At 61.4% G+C, this 24,389-nt stretch carries 24 protein-coding genes; 10 read left to right on the forward strand and 14 right to left on the reverse strand.

Annotated features, from left to right (window positions below; all coding sequences use genetic code 11):
- The first annotated feature begins 68 nt into the window (after positions 1-68).
- Positions 69-497 (forward strand): ferric iron uptake transcriptional regulator, encoded by a 429-nt coding sequence (gene fur, locus QLQ16_RS03080; protein WP_283223221.1) that lies wholly within the window; start codon positions 69-71, stop codon positions 495-497.
- A gap of 15 nt (positions 498-512) precedes the next feature.
- Here the strand turns inward: fur and hprK are convergent, their stop codons facing one another.
- The 4 genes from hprK to QLQ16_RS03100 form a co-directional block, all read right to left on the reverse strand.
- A complete protein-coding gene (gene hprK / locus QLQ16_RS03085) occupies positions 513-1,454 on the reverse strand; it encodes an HPr(Ser) kinase/phosphatase (protein ID WP_283223222.1) in 942 nt (313 codons plus the stop codon).
- Between the two features lie 25 nt (positions 1,455-1,479).
- On the reverse strand, positions 1,480-1,947 hold the full coding sequence (locus tag QLQ16_RS03090; protein ID WP_283223223.1) for a PTS sugar transporter subunit IIA: 468 nt from the start codon (positions 1,945-1,947) through the stop codon (positions 1,480-1,482).
- Positions 1,948-2,098: 151 nt separating this feature from the next.
- Positions 2,099-2,428 (reverse strand): ribosome hibernation-promoting factor, HPF/YfiA family, encoded by a 330-nt coding sequence (gene hpf, locus QLQ16_RS03095; RefSeq protein ID WP_283223224.1) that lies wholly within the window; start codon positions 2,426-2,428, stop codon positions 2,099-2,101.
- Between the two features lie 208 nt (positions 2,429-2,636).
- Positions 2,637-3,851 (reverse strand): MFS transporter, encoded by a 1,215-nt coding sequence (locus tag QLQ16_RS03100; RefSeq protein ID WP_283223225.1) that lies wholly within the window; start codon positions 3,849-3,851, stop codon positions 2,637-2,639.
- A 222-nt stretch (positions 3,852-4,073) separates the two neighbouring features.
- Between QLQ16_RS03100 and corA the strand changes: the two genes are divergently transcribed.
- Positions 4,074-5,060, forward strand: a complete 987-nt coding sequence (gene corA, locus QLQ16_RS03105; protein WP_283223226.1) for a magnesium/cobalt transporter CorA — start codon at positions 4,074-4,076, stop codon at positions 5,058-5,060.
- Positions 5,061-5,212: 152 nt separating this feature from the next.
- Here the strand turns inward: corA and QLQ16_RS03110 are convergent, their stop codons facing one another.
- The 4 genes from QLQ16_RS03110 to QLQ16_RS03125 all read right to left on the reverse strand — a co-directional run bounded on the left by QLQ16_RS03110 (position 5,213) and on the right by QLQ16_RS03125 (position 10,899).
- On the reverse strand, positions 5,213-5,965 hold the full coding sequence (locus tag QLQ16_RS03110; RefSeq protein WP_283223227.1) for a 5'-methylthioadenosine/adenosylhomocysteine nucleosidase: 753 nt from the start codon (positions 5,963-5,965) through the stop codon (positions 5,213-5,215).
- Between the two features lie 77 nt (positions 5,966-6,042).
- Entirely contained in the window at positions 6,043-7,728 is a 1,686-nt protein-coding gene (locus QLQ16_RS03115) for a long-chain-fatty-acid--CoA ligase (RefSeq protein ID WP_283223490.1), read from the reverse strand.
- Between the two features lie 163 nt (positions 7,729-7,891).
- Positions 7,892-9,310: a Re/Si-specific NAD(P)(+) transhydrogenase subunit beta gene (pntB, locus tag QLQ16_RS03120; RefSeq protein WP_283223228.1), complete on the reverse strand. Its 1,419-nt coding sequence runs from the start codon at positions 9,308-9,310 to the stop codon at positions 7,892-7,894.
- A gap of 17 nt (positions 9,311-9,327) precedes the next feature.
- Positions 9,328-10,899, reverse strand: coding sequence for a Re/Si-specific NAD(P)(+) transhydrogenase subunit alpha (locus tag QLQ16_RS03125; protein ID WP_283223229.1), 1,572 nt, complete (start codon positions 10,897-10,899; stop codon positions 9,328-9,330).
- 187 nt (positions 10,900-11,086) lie between these two features.
- Between QLQ16_RS03125 and QLQ16_RS03130 the strand changes: the two genes are divergently transcribed.
- Complete coding sequence (locus tag QLQ16_RS03130) at positions 11,087-11,590, forward strand: NUDIX hydrolase (protein ID WP_283223230.1); 504 nt, start codon at positions 11,087-11,089, stop codon at positions 11,588-11,590.
- Positions 11,587-12,333 (forward strand): sulfite exporter TauE/SafE family protein, encoded by a 747-nt coding sequence (locus tag QLQ16_RS03135; RefSeq protein WP_283223231.1) that lies wholly within the window; start codon positions 11,587-11,589, stop codon positions 12,331-12,333. Before QLQ16_RS03130 ends, QLQ16_RS03135 begins: the two co-directional genes overlap by 4 nt.
- A gap of 35 nt (positions 12,334-12,368) precedes the next feature.
- On the opposite strand, the gene QLQ16_RS03140 is transcribed toward QLQ16_RS03135, so the two are convergent.
- Positions 12,369-13,097, reverse strand: coding sequence for a transglycosylase SLT domain-containing protein (locus QLQ16_RS03140; RefSeq protein ID WP_283223232.1), 729 nt, complete (start codon positions 13,095-13,097; stop codon positions 12,369-12,371).
- Positions 13,098-13,159: 62 nt separating this feature from the next.
- Here QLQ16_RS03140 and mnmA point away from each other — a divergent pair, with 62 nt between their 5' ends.
- Entirely contained in the window at positions 13,160-14,293 is a 1,134-nt protein-coding gene (gene mnmA, locus QLQ16_RS03145; RefSeq protein WP_283223233.1) for a tRNA 2-thiouridine(34) synthase MnmA, read from the forward strand.
- A gap of 3 nt (positions 14,294-14,296) precedes the next feature.
- Here the strand turns inward: mnmA and QLQ16_RS03150 are convergent, their stop codons facing one another.
- The 3 genes from QLQ16_RS03150 to QLQ16_RS03160 form a co-directional block, all read right to left on the reverse strand.
- Positions 14,297-15,628, reverse strand: coding sequence for a DUF3422 family protein (locus QLQ16_RS03150; RefSeq protein WP_283223234.1), 1,332 nt, complete (start codon positions 15,626-15,628; stop codon positions 14,297-14,299).
- A gap of 155 nt (positions 15,629-15,783) precedes the next feature.
- Entirely contained in the window at positions 15,784-16,275 is a 492-nt protein-coding gene (ssb, locus tag QLQ16_RS03155; protein WP_283223235.1) for a single-stranded DNA-binding protein, read from the reverse strand.
- 36 nt (positions 16,276-16,311) lie between these two features.
- Complete coding sequence (locus QLQ16_RS03160) at positions 16,312-17,499, reverse strand: MFS transporter (RefSeq protein WP_283223491.1); 1,188 nt, start codon at positions 17,497-17,499, stop codon at positions 16,312-16,314.
- A gap of 174 nt (positions 17,500-17,673) precedes the next feature.
- On the opposite strand from QLQ16_RS03160, the gene uvrA reads away from it, so the two are divergent.
- Genes uvrA through QLQ16_RS03180 form a run of 4 tightly spaced genes read left to right on the forward strand, consistent with a single transcriptional unit; the run spans position 17,674 to position 22,271 of the window.
- The gene (gene uvrA / locus QLQ16_RS03165) at positions 17,674-20,574 is read left to right on the forward strand and encodes an excinuclease ABC subunit UvrA (RefSeq protein ID WP_283223236.1); all 2,901 of its coding nucleotides are present in this window, start codon (positions 17,674-17,676) and stop codon (positions 20,572-20,574) included.
- Between the two features lie 41 nt (positions 20,575-20,615).
- The gene (locus QLQ16_RS03170) at positions 20,616-21,008 is read left to right on the forward strand and encodes a glutaredoxin family protein (RefSeq protein WP_283223237.1); all 393 of its coding nucleotides are present in this window, start codon (positions 20,616-20,618) and stop codon (positions 21,006-21,008) included.
- A gap of 58 nt (positions 21,009-21,066) precedes the next feature.
- Positions 21,067-21,636 (forward strand): cytochrome b, encoded by a 570-nt coding sequence (locus QLQ16_RS03175; RefSeq protein WP_283223238.1) that lies wholly within the window; start codon positions 21,067-21,069, stop codon positions 21,634-21,636.
- A 20-nt stretch (positions 21,637-21,656) separates the two neighbouring features.
- Positions 21,657-22,271 carry a CYTH domain-containing protein gene (locus QLQ16_RS03180; protein ID WP_283223239.1) on the forward strand — a complete coding sequence of 205 codons (615 nt, stop codon included), beginning with the start codon at positions 21,657-21,659 and terminating at the stop codon, positions 22,269-22,271.
- A 22-nt stretch (positions 22,272-22,293) separates the two neighbouring features.
- Here QLQ16_RS03180 and QLQ16_RS03185 read toward each other — a convergent pair whose 3' ends face one another.
- On the reverse strand, positions 22,294-22,704 hold the full coding sequence (locus QLQ16_RS03185) for a PaaI family thioesterase (RefSeq protein WP_283223240.1): 411 nt from the start codon (positions 22,702-22,704) through the stop codon (positions 22,294-22,296).
- On the reverse strand, positions 22,701-23,060 hold the full coding sequence (locus tag QLQ16_RS03190; RefSeq protein WP_283223241.1) for a MerR family transcriptional regulator: 360 nt from the start codon (positions 23,058-23,060) through the stop codon (positions 22,701-22,703). The genes QLQ16_RS03185 and QLQ16_RS03190 overlap by 4 nt, the downstream gene beginning before the upstream one ends.
- A 142-nt stretch (positions 23,061-23,202) precedes the next feature.
- Between QLQ16_RS03190 and QLQ16_RS03195 the strand changes: the two genes are divergently transcribed.
- Positions 23,203-24,378, forward strand: coding sequence for a serine hydrolase domain-containing protein (locus tag QLQ16_RS03195; protein WP_283223242.1), 1,176 nt, complete (start codon positions 23,203-23,205; stop codon positions 24,376-24,378).
- Positions 24,379-24,389: the final 11 nt, after the last annotated feature.

Raw genomic sequence — 24,389 nt, forward strand, 5'->3', positions numbered from 1 at the left:
TATGATCGAGGCATTGTAGCGGCAGCCACCCGATTCGGTCAGGCTGTTTCACCCCCTTACCCAAGCCCATGAGCCAAATCGACGAACTGAAAAGCAACGGCCTCAAAGCCACCTTGCCCCGCCTGAAAATCTTGGAGGTTTTCCAAAGCGGTGTGCAGCGGCACATGACGGCCGAAGATGTGTTCCGTCACCTGCTGATGGAGCACACCGACATCGGACTGGCCACGGTGTACCGGGTGCTGACGCAGTTCGAACAAGCCGGCATTTTGAGCCGCAACCATTTCGAAAGTGGCAAAGCGGTTTACGAACTCAACGAAGGCCAGCACCATGACCATGTGGTGTGTCTCGATTGCGGTCGGGTGGAAGAGTTCTACGACCCGGAAATCGAGTCACGCCAACAAGCGGTGGCGCAGGCAAAGGGTTTTGTGATCGCCGACCATGCTTTGAGCTTGTACGCGCACTGCACGCAAAACCCCTGCCCGCACCGTCAGCGCTGAAGAGCGCAGCAGCGCTTATTCCATGGCGCGGCGCTGGCGCTCGATGAAATCTTGGTAGGTATCGATGCCGCGCATCTGCAAGATGGTGTTGCGCACCGCCGCTTCGACCAAGACCGAGATGTTGCGACCGGCCACCACCTGAATCACCACCTTGCGCACCGGGATGCCCAGCACGTCTTGGGTCAGCGGCTCCGAAGGCATCCGCTCGTAATCGCGGTCAAAGGTTTCGCGGCGCACCAGGTGCACGATCAGCTTCAGGCGCATTTTGCGGCGCACCGCCGTCTCGCCAAAGATGGCACGGATGTCCAGCAGACCAATGCCACGCACTTCCAGCAGGTTTTGCAGCAAATCAGGGCAGCGGCCCTCAATGGTGGTTTGGTTGATGCGGTACAGGTCCACCGCGTCGTCGGCCACCAAGCCGTTGCCGCGGGAGATCAGCTCCAGCCCCAACTCGCTCTTACCCAAACCCGACTCACCAGTGATGAGCACGCCCATGCCCAAAATGTCCATGAACACGCCGTGCATGGTGGTGCGGTCGGCAAAGTGCTTGGACAAATAAGCCCGCAGCACGTCGATCACAAACGCCGACGATTGCTCGGTGGAGAACATCGGGATTTGCGCCCGCTCGCACATGGACAGCAGAGCGTCTGGTGCGACCTGACCGTCGGCCAGCACCAGCACCGGCGGCTCCAGCGTCACGATGCGGGCAATGCGACGGGCGCAGTCTTCCGGCGTGGAATTGGTCAGGTAAGCGACTTCACGCGGGCCCAGAATCTGAACGCGGTAAGGGTGGATGTAGTTGAGGTAACCGACCAGGTCGGCGCCAGAACGGGCTTCGCGCACAGCGACTTCGTCAAAGCGGCGCTCCGAAGCCCCCAAACCGGCCACCCACTGCCATTTGAGCTTGCCACGGTGGTCCTCAAAGAGGACGTCGGCACTGATGACGGAAGGCTTCATGGCAAGAGCTTCAAGGCGCAGGTCTTCAGACCGTTTGCGCGGACTGCCATTGGGCAATAAGTTGGTGCAGGCTGTCCTGGGTGGCGCTGTTCTTGATGTTTTCGCGCAATTGGCTGTCGCTGAGCAATTCGGCGATCTCCGACAGGATTTCCAAGTGCTTTTGAGTGGCCGCTTCGGGCACCAGCAAGAAAATCAACAAATTGACCGGCTGCTCATCTGGCGCGTCAAAGCCAATGGGCTGCGCCAACTGGAAGACGGCGGCCATCGGGGCTTTCAGGCCTTTGATGCGGCCATGCGGGATGGCCACGCCATGGCCCAAGCCCGTGGAGCCCAAACGTTCGCGGGCAAACAGGCTGTCGGTGACCAGGGCACGCGACAAACCATGCAGGTTCTCAAAGAGAAGGCCGGCTTCTTCGAACGCGCGCTTCTTGCTGGTGGCTTCCACCCCCACAAGAACTTGGGCAACAGGCAATATGGATGAGAGACGGTTCATGTTCGAGGCGGATTATGCACCCGTCGCCGCCCCGCTGGGTCAAGCGGGCTGTCACAGCCAGCACTGTCACCCGTCTTGGCCAGCCAGCACACAGGGCCCAGCATGAAAAAGGGCCGCTTTCTGCGGCCCTGGTTTTCGGTTGTTTCGGTGATCACATCATGCGCTTGGGGGCGCTGTGGTGATGGTGGGTGATGCGGTCCTTGTGCTTGACCACCTGGCGGTCCAGTTTGTCCACCAGGTCGTCCACCGCGGCGTACAAATCCTCGTGGGCGCTTTCGGCAAACATGTCATTGCCTTTGACATGGATGTTGCACTCGGCACGTTGGCGTTTTTCCTTTTCCTTCTGCTTTTCCACGGTCAGCAGCACTTTCACGTCGACCACCTGATCGAAATGTCGGGTGATGCGGTCGAGTTTGCCCGTCACATACTCTCGCAAGGCGGGCGTCACTTCCAGATGGTGTCCGCTGATTGTCAAATTCATAAGCTTGGCCTCCATAGATTCTGACTGGAAAAACCCCCTCCGAAGTGGGGGTCACAACCCCCCTTTGGGCAGGAGGTTCGTCTCCACTATGCGCGCCGGTTTGAGGAAAAGCAATGTCCTTTGTGGAATGCACCTAGAACACTGGGAAATTCCCTGGTTCTGGTCATTTCGGTGTTATCGTGCTGAATGTCGCAGGGCCGTTCTGTGCTCATGCCTCGGGGGCACCATGCAAATGCACCCGCCCCGCCAGCCAGACCGACACCAAGCTGGCCACCACCCCAATCACCCCCGCCACCCAGTAATGCGTCAGATGCCCTTGGGCATCGCGCCCAATGATCGCGCCGCCCACCATGGCCGCCATGCCCATGGCGGCCGATTGCACAGCCGAGTTGAGGGTCATGAAGGTGCCGCGCAAGCGGGGCTCCACCGCCGAAGAAATCAAAGCCATGCCCGGGATCATGCGGCCACTCATCATGGTGAAGAAGGCCGTCGAAATCAACAGCAGTGCCGCCAAAGGCAAGCCCTCCGACAAGGTGGTGGCCATTAGGGGAATGCTGACCGCCAAGGCCAGACGACGGAACATCTTGACCTTGCCCACCCGATCGGTCAGGCGACCAAAAATCCGCGCGGTGACCAAGGTGGCCATGCCGCCCAGCAAATACACCCAAGGCACTTGCTCAGGGAGCATGCCCGCGTTCGCTTGCAGGTATATGGTGATGTACGGAATGACCGTGAACCCGGCGAACATCATGGCGGCAGACAAGGCAAAAGCCTGCAAGTGGTTGGCATCGACCAGCACCTGAGCGATGCTGCGCCAGACGCTGGCGCGTTCAGGGTGGTGCAAATGGGCGTCCAGCTGCGGCAAGGTTTGCCAGGCGCCGATCACCAGCACACCCACCATGGCGGCGATGGCCATGAAAGGTGCATGCCAACTCAGGTGTGCGGCCAAAAACAGCCCCAAGGGCACACCGGCCACGGTGGACACGGAAAACGAGGTCATGACCACGCTCATGGCCCGGCCGCGCCGCTCAAACGGGACCACATCGGCCACGATGGTTTGCGACAAAGCCGACAAGACCCCGCCAAACACACCCGCTGCCACACGGGCCCCCATCAGCCAGCCATAACTGGGGGCCAAGCCGCAGGCCAAGGTGGCCAAACCGAACAAGGTGTACATGGTCAGCAGCAAGCGCTTGCGGCTGAAGCGGTCCACATAGGTGGCCGCCAACAGGCCCGAGGCCCCGGCCGACAAGGTGTAGGCCGAGACCAGCACGCCAAATTCTGCATTGCTGATGTCAAACAGGCGGGTGAACTGTGGCCCCAGCGGCATCATGATCATGAAGTCCAGAATGTGGGTGAACTGGATGCCGGCAAGCGTCAGCAGGAGCCAACGTTCGCGTCGAGGGGTCAAATGGGTGGTCATGCAGGGACTTTTTTTCAATCCATCGAATCTAACACCCGCACCACAAGCACCAAGTCCGGTGCGATAATCCGCCCATTCTTTTTCATGGAGACCCTGTCGTGGACGCTACCCCGAGTCGGTAGCTTTCGGACGCCTTGAGCATTGCGCCCATCGTTCGAAAGCTGCATTCCCCCTTCGCCGCCCCTTTGAACTTTTGGCAACTGGCCTTTTTTTGGATTCGCCATGCTCAACATCTTCACACTTGCCAACGGCCGTCTCTTCCAGGAAGAGATCGAGTCCCTGGAAGAACTCTCTCGCTTTCAGCCCATCTGGGTCGACCTGGAATCGCCCACGGTCGACGAAAAGCGCTGGATCAAACAGTATTACGGCCTGTCCATCCCGGAAGACGCGATGGACGAGGACATCGAGGAATCCGCCCGCTTCTACGAAGAAGACAACGGCGAATTGCACATCCGATCCGACTTTTTGATCGCCGACGAGGACGAACCGCGCACAGTGCGTTGCGCTTTCATCTTGAACCAGCACAACGCCGATCTCAAAAGCCGTGGCGTGCTGTTTTCGATCCATGACGAAGACGTGCCGGTGTTCCGCCTGCTGCGCCTGCGCGCCCGGCGTGCGCCCGGCCTGCTGGAAGACGCCAAGGAAGTCTTACTCAAACTCTTTGATGCCGATGCCGAGTACTCGGCCGACACGCTCGAGGGAATTTACGACCAACTCGAAAAAGCCGGCAAACAGGTCTTGTCGGGCGATGTGACCGACGCGATGGCCGGCGAAGTGCTGGGGGCGATTGCCCGCCAAGAAGATTTGAACGGCCGCATCCGCCGCAACGTGATGGACACGCGCCGTGCGGTGAGTTTCATGATGCGCTCGAAGATGCTCAATGCCGAGCAATTTGAAGAGGCGCGCCAGATTCTGCGCGACATCGACTCGCTGGACTCGCACACAGCCTTCTTGTTCGACAAGATCAACTTCTTGATGGACGCCACCGTCGGTTTCATCAACATCAACCAGAACAAGATCATCAAGATCTTCTCTGTGGCCAGCGTGGCCTTGCTGCCACCAACCTTGATCGCCAGCATTTACGGCATGAACTTCCAGTACATGCCCGAACTCAACCAAACCTGGGGCTACCCCATGGCCATCGTGCTGATGGGTGCCAGCGCCGTGGTGCCCATGTGGTACTTCCGTCGCCGGGGCTGGTTGAAGTAAACCGCCTTCGCTGGGAACGTTGTTTGCAGCTGGTCTGTGCCGGACTCCTCAAGCGCTGGCTCAACCTCGTCGCCCTGCCCCAGCCCACCGCAACAAACTTTGGGCCCATCTTGTTGTTGTCAACAAGCACCCCAATGCAATGCTTGACGGCATTACCGCTGCATCAACCACTGCGACAAGATGGCCAGGCTGTAGCGGCTGGCCACGTCGCGGATGAAGCGGCCGAAGTCGGAGTGTGCCTCGTCGTCTGCACGGTCTGAAATGGTGCGCACCGCCGCAAACGGCACGCCATAGTCCAGACACACTTGCGCCACCGCGGCGCCTTCCATCTCCACCGCCAAGGCCTCGGGCAGGCTGAGTTGCAAGGCCTGGCTTTCGGCGGTGGTCGAGACAAAACGGTCTCCGCTGGCGATCAAGCCTTGGTGCACGCGCGGCGACAGCAAATGAAAGTCAGCAATGGCTTGTGCGCCCAGATGCTGGGCAGGGTCAGACAGCACCTGCGAAGCAGCGGCCGCCAGGGCTTTGCTCAAGGCGGCATCGGTGTCAAAGCGCGATCGGCCGTACAAAGGCACTTCGTGTTTCGGGAACAAGGGCGAAGCGTCCATGTCGTGCTGCACCAAAGCGCTGGCCACCACCACATCCCCCACTTGGGCGTCGGCAGCCAAGCCACCCGCTGCGCCGGTGAACACCAAGGCATCGACTTTGAATCGCTCGATCAATGCAGTGGCCGTGGTGGCCGCGGCCACCTTGCCAATGCGCGAAAGCACCACCACCACCTCGTGGCCATGCCAGTGCCCCAGCCCAAAGTCACGGCCGGCCACACGCACGAGGTGCTTGTCGGGCATGGCGGCCAAAACGGCGGCCAACTCCTCGTGCATCGCACTCATGATGCCGATCACGGCCATGGCTTGTCCTTTGTTCCAATGAAAAAGCGGCCCCTGTGAGCCGCTTTCCAGTGTACCGGTGCTGGCGCACCGCGCCCTCAGCTGGACGGGCTGCGCAGCTCACGCCGCAAGATCTTGCCCACCGGGGTTTTGGGCAGCTCATCGCGGAACTCGATGACCCGGGGCTGCTTGTAAGCGGTCATGTTCGCGCGGCAATAAGCCAAGATCTGCGCCTCGGTCAGCTGCGGGTCTTTGCGCACCACCACCAGCTTGACGGCTTCGCCGGTTTTTTCGTCGGGCACACCAATGGCTGCGCACTCCATGACCCCTGGGCAGGCCGAGGCCACTTCTTCCACCTCGTTGGGGTACACGTTGAAACCGCTGACCAGGATCATGTCCTTCTTCCGGTCCACGATCTTGAAGTAACCCCGTGCGTCCACAATGCCCACATCGCCCGACTTGAAGTAGCCATCGGTCGTCATGACCTTGGCGGTTTCGTCTGGGCGCTGCCAGTAGCCGGCCATGACCTGTGGGCCTTTGATCGCGATCTCACCCGTCTTGCCCGGCTCGGTCACGTCTTGGCCTTCGTCATCGAGCAGCTTCATCCAGGTGCCCGGGATCGGCACACCGATGGTGCCGGTGAATTCGGGGCTGGTGGTCGGGTTGCAACTGGCCGAGGGGCTGGTTTCGGACAGGCCATAGCCTTCGCAAATCGGGCAGCCGGTTTTCTCCAGCCACAGTTTGGCCACGCTGGGCGTGACGGCCATGCCGCCACCCACCGAGACCTTGAGGCTGGACCAGTTGACCTTGTGGAAGTCTGGGTGGTTGGCCAAGCCGTTGAACAAGGTGTTGACCGCCGGAAAACTGTGGAAGGTGTGCTTGGACAGCTCCTTGAGCACCGCCGGCAGATCGCGCGGATTGGGGATCAGGATGGTTTTGCCGCCCGTGCGCATGCCCAGCATCATGTTCACTGTGAAGGCGAAGATGTGGTACAGCGGCAAAGCACACACCGAGGTGGGTTGCTCGTTGGCGGGCACGCGCTTCATGACGGGCTCGTTCCAGGCCTCGGACTGCAACACATTGGCGATCACATTGCGGTGCAAAAGCACCGCGCCCTTTGACACGCCCGTGGTACCACCGGTGTACTGCAACACGGCAATGTCGTCGGGCCCGATGTCGGGTTTGCGCCAAGGCAGCTTGCTGCCTTGCGAAAGCGCTTGGTTGAAACTGACCGCCTGCGGCAGAGCAAATTCGGGCACCAGCTTTTTGACCTTGCGCACCACGTGGTTGACGATGGCCCCCTTGATCAGGCCCAGACGGTCCCCCATCGAGGCCAGCACCACATGCTGCACAGGCGTTTGGGCCATGCACTTTTCCAGCGTGCTGGCAAAGTTTTCGATGATCACAATGGCACGAGCACCGGAATCCTTGAGCTGATGTTCCAGCTCGCGTGCGGTGTACAGCGGGTTGACGTTGACCACCACAAAACCCGCACGCAAGATGGCCGCCACGGCCACGGGGTATTGCGGCACATTGGGCATCATGATGGCGACGCGGTCGCCCTTGGCCAAGCCCAGCGATTGCAAGTAAGCCGCTAAGGCCTGGCTTTGCGAATCGGTCTGGGCATAACTGACGTTTTTGCCCATGAAGCTGTAAGCCGTGCGGTCGGCATAGCGGGCAAAACTTTCCTCCATCAAGCCCACGAGGGAGCTGTATTGGGTGAAATCGATGTCGGAGGGAACACCCTCGGGATAGGCGCTGAGCCAAACGCGGTCGGGGGTCATTGCATGTGTTTCCATGCGGTTCAGTCTAGCGCATAACTGACTGAAAACTGACGCTCAAAAATGCAGGGTTTCCCGAGGTTTCACGGCGTTTGGGCCGTGTTAACGCAAGGCCATCGATTCGCGCCCAGGCCACCCTGCATGGCCTGGGCGCGCTCTGGCCATTTCAAGCCTTCAAAGCCAGCAGGACTTCGTCGAGCATCTTCTTGGCATCGCCAAACAACATGCGGTTGTTCTCTTTGTAAAACAAAGGGTTGTCCACACCCGCATAGCCGCTGGCCATGGAGCGCTTCATCACGATGCTGGTGCGGGCCTTCCAGACCTCCAGCACAGGCATGCCGGCGATCGGGCTGGTCGGGTCGTCCTGTGCAGCAGGGTTCACGATGTCGTTGGCGCCGATCACGATGGCCACATCGGTCTCGGGGAAGTCGTCGTTGAGCTCGTCCATCTCGAACACGATGTCGTAAGGCACTTTGGCCTCGGCCAGCAACACGTTCATGTGGCCAGGCATGCGCCCCGCCACCGGGTGGATGCCAAAGCGCACGTTCACACCTTTGTCGCGCAGTGTTTTGGTGATTTCAAACACCGTGTGCTGGGCTTGGGCCACGGCCATGCCGTAGCCGGGCACCACGATCACGTTTTTCGCGTCGCGCAGCAACTCGGCGGTTTCGGCCGCCAAGATGGGGCTGACTTCACCTTGCGGCTCGGCCGCTTCACCCGTGGGCTTGGGTGCGGCGGCTGTGGTGCCAAAGCCCCCGGCGATCACGCTGATGAAGCTGCGGTTCATGGCGTTGCACATGATGTAGGACAAAATCGCGCCGCTGGAGCCCACCAAAGCGCCGATCACGATCAACAAGTCGTTGGAGAGCATGAAGCCGGTGGCTGCTGCGGCCCAGCCGGAATAGCTGTTGAGCATGGACACGACCACCGGCATGTCGGCACCACCGATGGCCATGACCATGTGGATGCCGAACAGCAAAGCGATGGCGGTCATGATGATCAGGGGCACCATGCCGTCTTGCACCGTGTGGGCGTTCATGAATTCACGGCCGAAATAAACGACTGCGATCAAACCCACCAGGTTGAGCCAGTGGCGAGCGGGTAAGAGCAAGGGGCTGCCGCCGATGCGGCCGGACAACTTGCCAAACGCCGCCACCGAACCCGAGAAGGTCACCGCACCGATGAAGATGCCGATGTAGATTTCACCGGCGTGGATGGCGTGCGCTGCGCTGTCCAAATTCTTGGAAGCTTCGGGGTCCACATAGGTGGCGTAACCCACCAGCGCTGCGGCCATGCCGACCATGCTGTGCATCAGCGCCACGAGTTCGGGCATTTGTGTCATCTGCACTTTGCGTGCAGCGTACAAACCAATGAGCGCACCCACCAGCACCGAGCCCACGATCATGGGAATGCCTTCGGCCGTGACTTGCGGGCCAAAGATGGTGGCCAGCACGGCCAGGCTCATGCCGATCATGCCGTAGAGGTTGCCGCGCCGTGCGGTTTCCTGGTTGGACAAACCGCCCAGGCTGAGGATGAAGAGAATGGTCGCGCCGATGTAGGCGACCGTGGCTAAGCTTGCGGACATTCAGGGTCTCCTTGTTCTTATTTGCGGAACATCGCCAGCATGCGCTGGGTGACGGCAAAGCCGCCAAACATGTTGATGGCCGTCAGCACCAGCGCCAAAGCGGCCAAGATGGCGATCAGCGTGTTGGGGCGCCCAGCCGCAGCCAAAGGCGAAATCTGCACCAGCGCACCAATGGCGATGATCGAGCTGATGGCGTTGGTCACGCTCATGAGCGGGGTGTGCAGCGCGGGCTTGACGTTCCAGACCACCATGTAGCCCACAAAACAGGCCAACACAAACACCGTGAAGTGCGACAGGAAAGCGGCTGGCGCATAGGCACCGACCAGCACCAGCAGCACGGCGGCGACCGCCGACACGATGAGCAACTGGCCCACCGGCATGGGGCCAGAGGGCTCGCCGTGGCCATGTCCTTTTTTGGCGGCAGGCGCTGCGGCTGGTTTAGGAGCTGGCTTAGGAGCCACCACCAAAGGCGGGGCGGGCCAGGTGATTTCACCGTTCTTGATGACCGTCAGGCCCCGAATGGCGTCGTCTTCCATGTTGACGTTGATCACGCCGTCTTTGGTCTTGCACAGCTCTTCGGTCAAGCGGAACAAGTTGGTGCCGTACAACGTGGACGACTGACGCGCCATGCGCGAAGCCAGGTCGGTGTAACCCACGATGGTCACGCCGTGCTTGACCACGGCCTTGCCGGGTTCGGTCAACTCGCAGTTGCCGCCTTGCTCGGCTGCCATGTCCACGATCACGCTGCCGGGCTTCATGCTTTGCACCATCTCGGCGGTGATCAGCTTGGGCGCAGGTTTGCCAGGAATGAGCGCGGTGGTGATGATGATGTCGCACTCTTTGGCTTGTTTGGCGTACATCTCGCGCTGCGCGGCTTGGAAGCCTTCGCTCATGACCTTGGCGTAACCGCCGCCGCCGGAGCCCTCTTCTTCATAGTCGACCTTGACGAACTCACCGCCGAGCGACACGACCTGGTCGGCCACTTCGGCGCGGGTGTCGTTGGCACGCACGATGGCACCCAAGCTGGCGGCTGCGCCAATGGCGGCCAAACCGGCCACACCGGCGCCAGCAATGAACACTTTGGCGGGGGGCACTTTGCCCGCAGCCGTGATCTGGCCGTTGAAGAAACGGCCAAAGGCGTTGGCCGACTCGACCACAGCACGGTAACCACTGACACCCGCCATCGAGGTCAGCGCGTCCATCTTCTGGGCGCGGCTCAATGTGCGGGGCAAAGCGTCAATCGACAGCGCGGTGACCTTTTTGGCCGCCAACTGCTGCATCAATTCGGGGTTTTGGGCGGGCCACAAAAAGCCAATCAAAGTCTGGCCTTCGTGCATCAGCGCGACTTCGTCGGGCGTGGGGGCACGCACTTTGAAGACGATGTCGCTGCCGCTCCACAGGGCCGCAGCGTTGGGCGCGATGGTGGCGCCCGCTTCGGTGTAAGCGGCATCGGACAGGTCGGCCAACTCGCCCGCACCTTGCTCGACCACCACCTCAAAACCGAGTTTGACCAGTTTGGTCACCACATCGGGGACGGTGGCCACCCGTTTTTCACCCGTGAATATTTCTCGTGGCACGCCTATGCGCATGGTTTGTCTCCAGTAGTTTGAAATTCAACGATGTTCGATGCAAATGAGCGGGCATTCACGACATCTGGCTTCTACTCATTATGAAGTAAGCCGCCCCATCGCTGTTCCGATGTGCAACAAAGGCCCATGCCAACCCAGTGGACACGCAATTGACATGCCACCTTGGCCATTTGGTGATAATTCCTGCATGGATACACGCTGGAAACCCAATGTCACCGTTGCCGCCATCATCGAAAAAGATGGCCGATACCTCTTGGTGGAGGAACTGACACGCGAGGGTTTGCGGCTGAACAACCCGGCCGGACACCTGGATCCCTTCGAGTCCCCGGCCGAAGGCTGCGCCCGCGAAGCCCTGGAGGAAACCGCCCACCCCTTCAAGCCCACCGCGCTGGTGGGCGTGTATTTGTCGCGTTTCCAAAGGCCCGCGACGCAAGAAGACATCACCTATTTGCGCATGGCTTTTTGCGGCGAGATCGGCGAACAACAGCCCGGCCTGTCTTTGGACGAAGGCATCGTGCGCACCGTCTGGATGACGCTGGACGAGGTGCGTGCCAGTGCTGACCGCCACCGCAGTCCGCTGGTTTTGCGCTGCATCGAGGACCACCAGGCCGGACAACGCTTTCCGCTGGAAATGATTTACACCGACGCGGCCGTGGCCTCTTTGCCGCCTTTGACGGCTGCTTCCGCATGATGGACAGCGTTTGGCTGATCACGGGCGCGGCCGCATTTGGCGCAGGCGTGCTCAACGCCATCGCTGGCGGCGGCAGTTTTCTGACCTTTCCGGCCCTGGTGTTTGCCGGCGTGCCCCCGCTGGCGGCCAATGCCACCAGCGCCGCGGCGGTCAGCCCCGGCTACCTGGGCAGCACACTGGGCTTCAAAGACGAGCTCAAAGCCATTCCCGGCGCCACCTTGCAACGCGAAGTCATCGTGGCGGCGTTGGGCGGTCTCATGGGCGCAGGCTTGCTGCTGGTGACACCGGCCCAATTGTTCTCGGGTCTGGTGCCTTGGTTGTTGTTGCTGGCCACGGGCCTGTTTGCCTTGGGTCCGGTCATCGCTGCCCGCAGCGCTGGCCGAGGTCAGCCGGCATGGCGCTTGCCCGGCTTGCTGGCCGTGGCCGTTTATGGCGGTTACTTCAACGGGGGGCTGGGCATCTTGCTCATGGCGCTGTACACCTTGACGGGCGAAACGCGCCTGAACACGGTGAACGGCTTGAAGAACCTCAACTCGTTTGTGCTGTCTTGGCTGTCGGTGGCCGCATTTGCTTGGGCCGGCGCCATTGTTTGGGACCAGGCCCTGTGGATGATGATGCTGGCCACCTGCGGGGGCTGGGCCGGTGCACGGCTGGCCAAACGCCTGCCCTCGCGCTGGGTGCGCTGGTTGGTGATCGGCACCGGCTTCCTCATGAGCGCGGTGTTTTTCAGCCGAACGGCCTGAGCAGCGAAACCCGCAAAACTCCGGGGGTCAGTCCCTCACTGAAGTGGCACATTCACACCTGCAGCCACCTGGTCTAGCCTGGCTTGCTCGGCACGAACTTTGGCCACATAGCCCCCGTCTTCAAACACGGCATCCCCCCCCAGGTAAAACTTCAAGCCGTCATCGACCGAGCCCCCCTTGAGCTTGATCGCATCCCACAAGACGGCGACCCCCACCCGCATGTTGGTGATGGGGTCAAACGCCGTCAAGTTACCGCCGTAGGCCTCGTAGCGCTTGGCATGTATCCCCGTCATCACTTGCATCAAACCTTGCGCACCGGCCTGACTTTGGATGTAGGGGTGGAAATTCGACTCGATGGCCATCACGCCCAAAATCAAATGAGGCTCGAGCTTGTACTTTTTGGCCAAAACATAGGCCTCAGCCACCAATGCAGCCACAGGCTCTGGAGCGACCCTGTATTTGCGGGCCAACCATGTGGCGACGGCAGCCTGCCGTGGGGGCAAGTCTTGAACATTCAGGGCGGTGGCCCGTTCAGCCGCATTTTCAGGAAGCCAGGACACCAGCACCTGCCGCTCACGCAGCCAATCAAACAGTCTTTCTTCCGAAGCATGCAGCCAGTCGGGCTTGACCCACAGCGCCAACACAAACGCCGCCACGCCCAAGCCCACCATGGCCAAACCACTGTGGGTGACAAGGAACAGTCCTTGCGCGGTGTCGCTCAGAACGGTTCGAAGGGTGTTGCACCAAGTGCAGGGTTTGGACATGGTTTAAATGTAAGTCAAAGGGATGTGCAGATTTAGCCTGAGTGTCGCGGGATAATCCGAGCATGTCACAACTTCCCCGCGTGGTCGTCGGTTTGTCCGGCGGCGTCGATTCAGCCGTCAGCGCCTACTTGCTCAAGCAGCAAGGCTATGACGTCGTCGGTATCTTCATGAAAAACTGGGAAGACGATGATGACAGCGAATACTGTTCATCCAACATCGACTTTGTGGATGCCGCAGCCGTGGCCGATGTGCTGGGCATCGAGATCGAGCACGTTAATTTTGCAGCCGACTACAAAGACCGCGTATTTTCCGAGTTTTTGCGCGAGTACCAAGCCGGGCGCACCCCCAACCCCGACATCCTGTGCAACGCCGAGATCAAGTTCAAGTCCTTCCTCGACCACGCCATGCGCCTGGGCGCCGAGAAGATCGCCACCGGCCACTACTGCCGCGTGCGCTTGAATGAACAGACTGGCCGCCATGAATTGCTCAAAGGCCTGGACCCGTCCAAGGACCAAAGTTACTTTTTGCACCGACTGAACCAGGCGCAACTGTCCAAAACCTTGTTCCCAGTGGGCGAGCTGCACAAAACCGAGGTGCGCCGCATTGCGCAAGAGATCGGTCTGCCCAACGCCAAGAAAAAAGACTCCACCGGCATCTGCTTCATCGGTGAGCGGCCTTTCAGAGAGTTCCTCAACCGCTACATCAGCAAAGAGCCTGGCCCCATCAAAGACCCGAGCGGCCGCACCATTGGCCAACACGTGGGCCTGAGTTTTTACACCCTCGGTCAGCGCCAAGGCTTGGGGATCGGCGGCATCAAGGCCAAGGGTGCGCAGCGCGGCGGTGGCGAGCACACGCCTTGGTTTGTGGCCCGCAAAGACATCGAAAAAAACACCCTCTGGGTGGTGCAAGGGCATGACCACCCTTGGCTGCTGTCCGAAAGCCTGCAAGCCAACGACGCCAGCTGGTGCGCAGACCAGCCCCCCGCACCGGGCTTATACGCTGCCAAGACCCGCTACCGCCAAGCCGATGCACCCTGCGATTTGCGCCCGGGTGCGAATGGCCTGAGCGCACCTGAATTCGAGATGCACTTTGCGCAAGCGCAATGGGCGGTCACGCCCGGCCAAAGCGCGGTGCTGTACGACGGCGATGTGTGCCTGGGCGGCGGCGTGATCCATGCCGCCTCTGCGCTGCCCTGAAGCTCAGTCGCCCTGGTGCAGCTTGGCGTGGATGCGCCGCGTCAAGCGCCAAACGCCCCACAGCACCAGCGGGATCGACAGGCCGGCCGTCATCTCAGGGTTCAGGGGCAGGCCCAGCTTGTTCAGGGCTTTAGCGCCGTACAGCACCAAGCTCACCACGTAATAGCTGATGGCCGCAATCGACAAGCCCTCGACGGTGCTTTGCAAGCGCAGCTGCAAGGCCTGGCCTTTGGTGAGCTTTTCCAGCAAGACTTGGTTTTGCGATTCAGTGGCGATATCCACCCGGGTGCGCAACAACGCACTGGTGCGCGAGACGCGTTCAGACAAGGACGCCAAGCGCTGCGCCGTGGCCGCCACCGTGGCCATGGCCGGGGACAAGCGGCGCTGCATGAACTCGCCCACCGTCTGAATGCCCGCCACAGGCCGCTCACGCAGCTCGGCAATGCGTTGGCCCACCAAGGTGTCATAAGCCCGCGTGGCCGAAAACCGGTACCCGTGCTCGGCCGTGGCGCGCTCCACTCGCGCAGCCAGTGACACCAGCACATCGAGCAGCGCCTGGTCACTGTCGCCCTTGTGCTCCAGCCGGGCGGTGATGTCGGCCAGCTGCGCTTCAGCCTCGGCCAAGACCGGCGCCAAGGCCTTGGCCACGGGCAAGCCGCGCAAGGCCATCAAGCGGTAAGTCTCCAGCTCCAAAAGGCGTTGCGAGATGCGACCTGCGCGGGTGTCGGGCGTGCCCTCAGGGGCGACCACCAGCATGCGTTCAAACCCGTCTGCGCCCAAGCGGAAGTGCGTCAGCACACACGAATGCGACAAACCCTCGCTGGTGCGGCCCATGCGCGAGCCCACCACGGAGCCTTCGCCCAACCAGGCTTGCGCTTGCGCCACGATGTCGGGCGCGGCGATGTCGCCTGCCATCATGCCCAAATGGATCGCTGCCACGGTCTGACCGGGGATGGCCCGCAACCAGTCGCTGCCCACCACCGCCTGTGATGCCAGCTCAGGCATGGCATGGCCCCAAGCCGCATGCGCGGGCAATGCCTGCACGATCGAGTAACGGGTGAACTCGGTGTGCCGTTCCCATTTGACGGTGAAGCCGTCACAGCGCAGACGCAAAAAATTGCCGCTCAACTGCTCCGGCTGCAAATCGGCGTGCCCCGGCAAGCTGCGCAAGTGGGCCCACTCTTGCTCGCGGGAGATGCCCGCATTGAGCACCGCCACATAAACAATCAAGGCCGGCAAGCGCACACGGGCCGAGGGGCGGGCATGGACTTCGTTGTGCAGCTGTCTGCGTTGCGCATCGTCCAATGGCAAATGGCGCGAAGTGATTTCGTTCATGGCCCCATTCTGGACCGATGCACGCCAAGGTGGTCAACGCATGCGGAACGAAACAGTTTCAACTTATGGCCACCCATTGCGCCCCCACAAAGAGCCGGACATAAAAAAACCCGTGGGGCAAGCCACGGGTTTTTATGAGGGGCAGATGATTCAGATCAGAACGGGATATCGTCGTCCATGTCGTCGAAGCTGCTCGGCGCTGCCTTGGCCGCTGGCGCTGGACGGGCTGCTGCGGGCGCAGCGGCTGGGCGAGCGGCTGGGGCTTGGCGCGGTGCGTAGCCACCACCATCGTCCGATGGGCCACCCATGCCTTGACGGCTGCCGAGCATCTGCATGGTTTCACCACGGATTTCGGTGGCAAATTTCTCGATGCCGTCTTTGTCGGTGTACTTGCGGGTGCGCAGGCTGCCTTCGACATAGACCTGCGAACCTTTTTTGAGGTACTGACCAGCGATTTCCGCCAATTTGCCGAAAAAGCTGATGCGGTGCCACTCGGTGGCTTCCTTCATTTCACCGGTCGCTTTGTCCTTGTAGCGGTCGGTGGTGGCCACGTTGATGTTGCTCACAGCGTCGCCAGAAGGCAGATAGCGGGTTTCGGGGTCGCGGCCCAAATTGCCGACGATGATGACTTTGTTGACGGATGCCATGAAAAACTCCTCGAATAAGCTTGAATTATGCGGCCATTAGGCCGTCTGGCGAACAGGGGCCGATCGCGAGGGTGCCTGCATGGGCAAGGCCACCAAAAGCCACACCAGCATGGCGCCCGCGCAGCTGAGGAACAGCGCCTGGCTGCCCCAGGTCTTGACCAGATAGCCGCCCAGCCAGCCACCCACAAAAAAACCCAGCGACTGCAAGGTGTTGTAAACGCCCATGGCGGTGCCCCGCACTGCGCTCGGGGCCAAACGTGAGGCCAAGCTGGGCTGGGTGGCTTCCAAGACGTTGAAGCCACAAAAAAACACGAACAACAGGCCCGCCAACACCCCCAACCGAGGGGTGCCCGAAGCCTGCAGCAAAAAGCCCAACTGCACCACCGTGATCAGGGCGATGGCCACCAAAAAGACTTTCTTGAGGTGACCGCGCCGCTCCATGGCGAAAGTACCCCCCATCAGAACAAAGGAGCCCAGCACGGCCGGCAGGTACACCTGCCAATGGTGGTCTTTGCCCAGGCCCGCTTGCACCAGCAAGCCTGGCACGGCCACCCACATGGCCAATTGCACCGCATGCAGCATGAAGACACCCAAGTTCAGGCGCAGCAATCCGGCATGGCTGAGCACATCTTTCAAGCGGCCACGGGCCGGCCCCGCCACCAAGGGCGGGGCAGGGGGAGCCCCCCAAACCACCACCGTCACGCCCAGCAAAGCCAGCGCACCCGTCAACACAAACAAGCCCGACAAGCCCATGGCCGCGGCCATGAGCGGAGCCAACACCAGGGACAGGGCAAACATGAGGCCAATGCTGGCGCCGACCAGCGCCATGGCCTTGGTGCGCACTTCATCACGGGTCAAATCGGCCAGCAAGGCCGTCACGGCGGCCGACACAGCGCCTGCGCCCTGCACACTGCGACCGATCAACAAGCCCGTCAAATCGGTGGCCGCTGCCGCCCAAAAGCTGCCCACGGCAAAGATCAGCAAACCGAGCACGATCACGCGCTTGCGACCAAAGCGGTCCGAAGCCATGCCAAAAGGCAGCTGCAACAGGCCCTGCGTCAGGCCATAAATGCCCATGGCCAGCCCAAGCAGGGCCGGGTCCTCGCCACCGGGGTACTTGCGGGCTTCGAGGGCAAACACCGGCAGCACCAAAAACAAACCCAGCATGCGCAAAGCAAAGATCGAAGCCAACGATGCGCTGGCACGACGCTCCAGGGGCGTCATGGACGTGGCGGCCACAGGGGCTGCATCAGAAGCTGAAGGGGAAAGGGTCACGCGAACAAGCCAGACGGAACGAAAAATGCCATTGTCCCTGATTACAGGGCCATCTTTGCCTGTGGCGCGTCCCGCCAACCCACCATCCTTGATAATGGTGGGTTTTGTTTTTGTGGCTCCCCTGTGAACTCTGATCGCCAAGATACTTACCTGGCTGCGGCCTTGCGGCAGACGCACATCAGCGTGCGGGGTGCGCGCACGCACAACCTCAAAAACATCGACCTGGACATCCCGCGCAACCAGCTGGTGGTGATCACGGGGCTGTCGGGCTCGGGCAAGTCGAGCCTGGCCTTTGACACGCTGTATGCCGAAGGCCAGCGCCGTTATGTGGAAAGCCTGTCGGCCTATGCGCGGCAGTTTTTGCAGCTGATGGACAAGCCCGATGTGGACCTGATCGAGGGCCTGTCGCCCGCCATTTCCATCGAGCAAAAGGCCACCAGCCACAACCCGCGCTCCACCGTGGGCACCGTGACCGAGATCCACGACTACCTGCGCCTGCTGTATGCCCGCGCCGGAACGCCTTATTGCCCCGACCACAACCTGCCCCTGCAGGCGCAGACCGTGAGCCAAATGGTGGACGCCGTGCTGGCCCTGGCCGAAGACACCAAGCTGATGATCCTCGCGCCGATTGCACGCGAGAAAAAAGGCGAGTTTGAAAAAGTCTTCGAACAGATGCAGGCCTTGGGCTATGTGCGCTTTCGCATCAATGGCCAGACCTTCGAAGTCGAAGACCTGCCCACGCTCAAGAAAACCGAAAAGCACAACATCGACGTGGTGGTGGACCGCATCAAAGTCCGCGCCGAAGAAGATGCGAAGGCGCGCGACGCCCTGCGCCAGCGCCTGGCCGAAAGCTTTGAAGCGGCGCTGCACCTGGCCGAACACCGCGCTGTGGCGCTGGAGATGGACACCGGTCAAGAACACCTGTTCAACGCCAAGTTCTCCTGCCCGGTGTGCACTTATTCCATCAGCGAGCTGGAGCCGAGGCTGTTCTCCTTCAACTCGCCCATGGGCGCTTGCCCCACCTGCGACGGCATCGGCACCATGGAATCCTTTGACCCCGAGCGTGTGGTCGCTTTCCCATCGCTGAGTTTGGCCAGCGGCGCCATCAAAGGCTGGGACCGGCGCAACGGCTTTTACTTCAGCATGCTCGAGAGCCTGGCGAAACATTACCAGTTCGACATCGAAGCGCCGTTTGAAAAACTCTCCGCGGCGCACCGACAGGTGCTGCTGCATGGCTCGGGCGAAGAAGAGATCAAGTTCAGCTATGTCATGGAGTCAGGGGCTTCCCAAGGCAAAAAGGTCAGCAAGAAGCACCCCTTTGAAGGGATCATCCCCAACATGACGCGGCGCTACCGCGAGACCGATTCGTCGGTGGTGCGCGAAGACCTGGCCCGTTACCGCAGCACCCAGCCTTGCACCAGCTGCCACGGCACACGCCTCAAGCGCGAAGCCCGCCATGTGCGCATTGGCGAGGGCACGCAAGCCCGCGCCATTTACGAAATCAGCCACATCACCTTGGGCGAATCGCAGCAGTACTTTCAAGGCTTGCAACTGCATGGCGCCAAGGCCGAGATCGCCGACAAGGTCGTGCGCGAGATCGCTTCGCGTCTGAAGTTTCTCAACGATGTGGGCCTCAATTATTTGAGCCTGGACCGCAGCGCAGACACCTTGTCCGGCGGCGAGGCGCAACGCATCCGCTTGGCCAGTCAGATCGGCTCGGGCCTGACGGGTGTGATGTACGTGCTCGACGAGCCCAGCATCGGCCTGCACCAGCGCGACAACGACCGGCTGATCGGCACGCTGCAACACCTGCGCGACATTGGCAACAGCGTGCTGGTGGTCGAGCACGACGAAGACATGATCCGCGTGGCCGACCACGTCATCGACATGGGGCCGGGCGCGGGCGTGCACGGTGGGCGCGTGATGGCGCAAGGCACCTGCGCCGACATCTTGGCCGCACCCGATTCGGTCACAGGCCAGTACATGTCCGGCCGCAAAAAAATCGAGATCCCCAAGCGCCACAAGGCGGGCAAAGACTTCATCGAGATCGTCGGTGCAGCGGGCAACAACCTGCAAAACGTGAACGTGAAATTCCCCGTCGGGCTGCTCACCTGCGTCACGGGTGTTTCCGGTTCAGGCAAGTCCACGCTGGTCAACGACACGCTGTATGCCGCAGCGGCGCATCAAATCCACCGTGCGCACGATGAAGCCGCCGCGCACGAAGCCATCTTGGGCCTGGCGCATTTCGACAAGGTCATCAACGTCGACCAGTCGCCCATTGGCCGCACCCCACGCAGCAACCCCGCCACTTACACGGGCCTGTTCACCCACATCCGCGAGCTGATGGCCGAGGTGCCTGCCGCACGCGAGCGGGGCTACGGGCCTGGGCGCTTCAGTTTCAACGTGGCCGGGGGCCGCTGCGAAGCCTGTCAGGGCGACGGTGTTGTGAAAGTGGAGATGCACTTCTTGCCCGATGTGTACGTGCCTTGCGACGTGTGCCACGGCATGCGCTACAACCGCGAAACGCTCGAGGTGCAATACAAGGGCCAGAACATCGCGCAGATCCTCAACATGACGGTGGAAGCCGCGCACCAGTTCTTCAGCGCTGTGCCCAACATCGCGCGCAAACTGCAAACCCTGCTGGATGTGGGCCTGACCTACATCCGGCTGGGCCAAAGCGCCACCACTTTGTCGGGCGGCGAGGCGCAGCGCGTCAAGCTGGCGCTGGAGCTGTCCAAGCGCGACACCGGCCGCACGCTCTACATCTTGGACGAACCCACCACCGGCCTGCACTTTGCCGACATCGATTTGTTGCTCAAAGTCTTGCACCAGCTGCGCGATGCGGGCAACACCATCGTGGTCATCGAACACAACCTGGACGTGATCAAAACCGCCGACTGGCTGATCGACATGGGCCCCGAAGGGGGCGCGGGCGGCGGCACCGTGGTCGGCGAAGGCACACCCGAGCAACTGGCCAAAAACAAGGCCAGCTTCACCGGCAAATACCTGGCACGACTGCTCTGACACCGCCCCCTCTTCTCGCTACTTTGAAAGTTTGGATCCTCATGAAAACCCTTGTCCGTGCATTTTTCAGAACCCTGCGCCTTGTGCTCGGCCCCTTCATGCTGCTCAAAGAGCGCCTGACCCAACCCCGCGGCGTTCAGCGCACGCCCGAGGCACAAGCCAGCGTTGACTTGCAGTGCCAAAGCTTGGCGCTGTACCAGTTCAGCACCTGCCCGTTTTGCATCAAGGTGCGCCAGGAAATGCGCCGCCTGTCACTGCCGATTGAAAAGCGCGACGCCCAACACAATGCGGCCCACCGTGAACAGCTGCTGCAAGGCACTGGGGCCACCAAAGTCCCATGCCTCCAAATCACCGACGCCAACGGCCAAACCCAATGGCTGCAGGAATCGGGGGCGATCGTGGCTTATTTGCGCGAGCGTTTCAAGATGGCTTGACCCAAGTCATATTGCTTGGATGCTGGGTCCGCACAATTGGGTTTTCAGGGGAAACCACATGAAAACCATCCGCACCCATTACGACGCCCTCAGCCGAGCGCTCCACTGGCTCACGGCCATCGCCGTGCTGATCGCCTTCATCCTCGGGCCTGAGCACTTTGGCCGCGAAATGCGCCAAGGTTTGGACCCCGCCACCCGCCTGGACATCGTGGCGCACGAATCGCTGGGCGTGCTGGTGATGGCGCTGACTTTGCTGCGCCTGCTGTGGGTGGCGGTGCGCCCCGCCAAACCACAATTTGAGATGACCCGTTGGATGCACATCACGGCCCAAGCCACGCATGGCTTGCTGTGGTTGCTGCTCTTGGCGGTGCCATTCAGCGCCTTCTTGGCCCTGGCCAGCGCAGGCCATCCCTTGACCTTGCTGGGCGGTGTTCGCGTCAACGAGATGCCCCTCATCGCGCAATCTTCACTGGCCCATCTGGCCCATCTGGCCGACTGGGGCGATGTGCATGGCGTGCTGGGCGACATGGTTCTTTGGCTGGCGGGCTTGCATGCCGTGGCGGCCATCTTCCACCATGTGCTGCTCAAAGATGGGGTGCTGCTGTCCATGCTGCGCCCACGCCGCTGAAACACCGACAAACACACCCCATGGAAACCGAACTCAAGCTGACCCTGGGTGCGCAAGACCTGCCGCGCCTGCTGACCCACCCCTTGCTGGCCGCTGCCAGCGAAAAGCGCCGCCTGCTCAACACCTATTTCGACACCCCCGCTCTGACCCTGCAACAAGCCCGCGTGGCGGTGCGCGAGCGCCTGGCGGGCGAGCAGTGGCTGCTGACCGTCAAGACCGCCGGCCAAAGCAGCCAAGGCCTGTCTCGCCGCCAAGAATGGGAAGGCCCCACCACGCCTGGCGCCCTGCAGTTCGATACCTTGGTGGATGACGCAGCGCTCAGCCAAACACTGATGGCCCTGCGCCCGCAGTTGCAGGCCATGTTTTGCACCGACTTTGAACGCCAGCGCTGGCTGATCGACCATGCAGGCGCACGGATCGAAGTGGCACTGGACCAAGGCCGCATCCACGTACCCGGCACCGATTTGACGGAGCCGCTGCTGGAGCTGGAACTTGAACTGATCAGTGGCCCAGAAGAGGCCTTGATGGCGCTGGCCGATCAGCTGCGCCAAACACCGCAAGGCCCCATCACCCTCACGCCTTGCGATGCGAGCAAAGCGCAGCGCGGGCAGGCGCTTTGGAGCCGGTCACACTGACCCGTCCACTCGCTGGCCAAGCTCAGCCGGCTTGCACCACCGTGAGCAAAGTCTGGCCATTGGCCACCAGTTTTTCGCCGTCGGCATCCACCGCGAACAAATCGCAGCTGGTGAAGACCTGCGCCTTGCCGGGCTTGACCACGCGTGCGCGGGCAATGAACTTTTGACCCACCGCAGGGCGCAAGCAGTTGACCGAAAAGTTGGCGGCCAGCAGATTGGGGCCCGCCACGGTGCCAGCGGCGAAGCCGCACGCGGTGTCGATGAGTGTGCCGATCAAGCCCGCGTGCAAGAAGCCCGAATACTGTCCGACCTCTGGCCGCCAGGGCATCTGGATTTCCACAAAGCCGGGTTCGGCCACGGTGACTTCGATGCCGCACCAGCGGTTGAACTCGGCCATCGCATTGATTTTTTTAAGCATGTCCAGTGGGCTCATGGTTTTCTCCTGGCTTGGGTTTTGAACCACCCGATGTGGTCCATCAGTTTTTGGCGCAATGCTTTTTGCTCGCTCATGAGCTGGTCAATCTCGGCCACACGCACCAAGATCGCGTCGATCATGTCTTGCGCCGACAACTGGCCCGTTTTGAAGCGCGGCAAATACTCGGCGATGAAGGGCAACGAAAAACCCATCTCTCGGGACATGGCGATGAAGACCACATGCTTGACGGTTTTGTCGTCGTACACACGGTAGCCATTGGGCAATCGCTGACTTTGAATGAGGCCGTCGGCCTCGTAGCGCCGCAAGCGGTGCACCGACACCTGGGTCTTGGCAGAAAGTTCAGAAATGCGCATGAATTCAGTCTAGCAAGGCTCGCACAGTGCGAGGGTTGCGGTCTTTGACGCCTGAGCGACAAGGCCAGGCGGCATGTGCCCCGCAGGTGATACCTCGCAGCGACGGGCTGGTGTACAAAACGCTCTACCCTTGGAGCCGCCCATGACCACACACACCGCTTTGCCCCACGCCCGACCTGACGATGTGGGCCTGTGCCCAGAGCGCACCCAACGCCTGATGGACGTGCTGCAACGCGAAGTGGCCAGCGGCCGGCTGCCCGGCGCTGTGGCCATGGTCGCCAGGCGTGGGCAGATTGCCTTGTTCGAGGCCATCGGCCAGCAAGACCCCGCTGCGGGCACACCCATGAAGACCGACAGCATCTTCCGCATCTATTCGATGACCAAGCCGGTCGTATCGGTGGCGGTGATGATGCTGGTCGAGCGTGGGCAGTTGCTCTTGAGCGACCCGGTCAGCCGCTGGCTGCCTGAATACAAAAACCAGCAGGTGGCCACCGCCCAAGGGCTGGAGCCGACCCGCCAAGAGGCCACGGTGCAAGACCTGCTGCGCCACACAGCGGGCCTGACCTATGAATTTTTAGGCACCTCGCCCGTTCAGCAGCAATACGGCCAAGTCAAGATCGCCTCGCGCGAGCGCACCAATGCCGAGTTTTCACAAACGCTGGCGGCGATGCCCTTGCAGTTCCAGCCCGGCACGGTGTGGGCCTACAGCCGCGCCACCGATGTGCTGGGGCGCTTGGTGGAGGTGGTGAGCGGCCAAAGCTTAGGCGCCTTCTTGCAAGCCGAAATCTTTGGCCCGCTGGGCATGGTGGACACCGGCTTTGCCGTGCCGCCCGAGCAGCAGCACCGCATTGCCGAGCCCTTTGCACACGACCCCGACGGCGGCGTGCCGATGAAGGTGCTCGAACCCCGCCAAGTGCCCGCCATGGAAGGCGGTGGCGGCGGCCTGATGTCCACCGCCATGGACTACAGCCGCTTTTTGCAGTGCCTGCGCAACCGGGGTGAGCTCGATGGCGTGCGCCTGCTCGGCCCCCACACGGTGGACTACATGACCGCCGACCACCTGGGCGGCATGCCGTCCGATGGCACCTTGCTGCCGCCCGGCCACGGCTTTGGTCTGGGCTTTGCCGTGCGCACCCAGCTGGGCTTGTCGCCTGTGCCCGGCTCGGTAGGCCTGTATTACTGGGGCGGCATCGCGGGCACCACCTTCTTTGTGGACCCGGCTCTGGACATGTACGCAATGCTGATGATCCAGGCGCCCAACCAGCGGGACTATTACAGGCCGCTGTTTCGCGACCTGGTCTACGCCGCCTTGCTCTGAAGCCATGCGCC

It is taken from the genome of Limnohabitans lacus (assembly GCF_030053395.1).
In the GTDB taxonomy this organism is placed as follows: domain Bacteria; phylum Pseudomonadota; class Gammaproteobacteria; order Burkholderiales; family Burkholderiaceae_C; genus Limnohabitans_A; species Limnohabitans_A lacus.